This is a genomic window from Streptomyces sp. NPDC102451, assembly GCF_044765485.1.
Taxonomy (GTDB): Bacteria; Actinomycetota; Actinomycetes; order Streptomycetales; family Streptomycetaceae; genus Streptomyces.
The window spans coordinates 1-1265 of sequence record NZ_JBIWKD010000059.1; the positions used below are offsets into that span (position 1 = coordinate 1).

A 1265-nucleotide genomic window follows, 5' to 3' on the forward strand; every position below is an offset into this window, starting at 1 on the left:
CGGGTGGAGCTCGGCCTCCGTCACGATGTCCTCCCTCCGGCCCTTGCCCCAGTAGCTGTTGTTCTGGAGCTGCTCGGCAAACCCGGTGTCGGGCATGCCGCCGCGCATCACCAGGTCGCGGTAGACGTCGCTCACGCCTTCCCACGGGTTGATCGCCGCCAGGTGAGGAGGCTGCTCCGCCGCCGCGAACCACTGCGAGACCGCGAGGTAGGACGTTCCGCTCATGGCGACCTTGCCGGTGCACCAGTCCTGGACGCCCAGCCACTCGATCAGGTCGTAGCAGTCCCGGCCTTCCTGCCGGTCCCATACAACGCTGTCGCCCTCGGAGTCCACCACACCCCGGATGTCCGGGTTGCAGATCGCGTAGCCCTGCGCGCACCAGTACGCCGGGTCCGGCCCCTCGAACTTCGCGAGGCCCGAGACGATCTTGTTGTCCAGCCCGACCATGCCGAAGATGCCCATCACGCTGGCGGACGTGCCCTGCCCCTTCCCGTAAGGGCTCCACGCCACGACGACCGGCACCTTCTCCGATCCGACGGGGCGGAACACATCGACATGGATCGTGACTCCGTCACGCAGGGTGACCGGTACGTCCTTCTCGAAGACGATGTCGACGGGCAGCGGCTTGAACGGCGGAGCGATCTGAAAACCCGCCTCCAACGTTCGGGTTCCGGGCTCGAAACCGCTCAGGATCCCGTATCGGGGACCCGGCTCCAGCGGCCGGGACGGCGTGAACACCTTCTGATCCTCGTTCACGGGGAGCTCCTCGCATCTACTTCATCCGCTGGTCAAGCTCTGGCCATTCGAGCGTACGTCCGCGGAACCCATAACTCAACCCGCGTTGAGTTTCGTGTCGGGGAGGTATTTTTGGACCATGGCCGCTGATACGAATCCCGCAACCGCCGCACGCCGCGGCCGCCGGCCGGGGACGAACACCACCCGGCAGGCGGTCCTCGACGCGGCTCGCACCCGATTCGCGACCGATGGCTTCACCGGGACCACGATCCGACGGGTAGCAGCCGATGCCGGTGTGGACGCGTCGCTGGTGATGCAGTTCTTCCGCTCGAAGGACGAGCTCTTCGCCGCTGTCATGTCCGTTCCCGCGGACGCGTTGACGCGCTTCAGCGCGGCCTTCGAGGGGGCCGACGACCTGCTCGGCGAACGTGTGGTGCGTGCCTTCATCGAGGTGTGGGAAGTCGATGCCCGGACTTCGGAGCCGCTCATGGCGATGCTCCGCGGCGCGATCGTCAACGAGCAGGCGAACA

The 1265-nt window shown here is 66.6% G+C and carries 2 protein-coding genes; one reads left to right on the forward strand and one right to left on the reverse strand.

All coding sequences use genetic code 11. The features are described from left to right. Nucleotides 1-756, reverse strand: a 756-nt coding sequence (locus tag ACIRD8_RS37850) for a CocE/NonD family hydrolase (RefSeq protein ID WP_404002341.1), incomplete at its 3' end; no start/stop codon positions are given. Between the two features lie 118 nt (nucleotides 757-874). On the opposite strand from ACIRD8_RS37850, the gene ACIRD8_RS37855 reads away from it, so the two are divergent. Then, nucleotides 875-1265: TetR/AcrR family transcriptional regulator (locus tag ACIRD8_RS37855; RefSeq protein ID WP_404002344.1), on the forward strand; the 391-nt coding region annotated here is incomplete at its 3' end.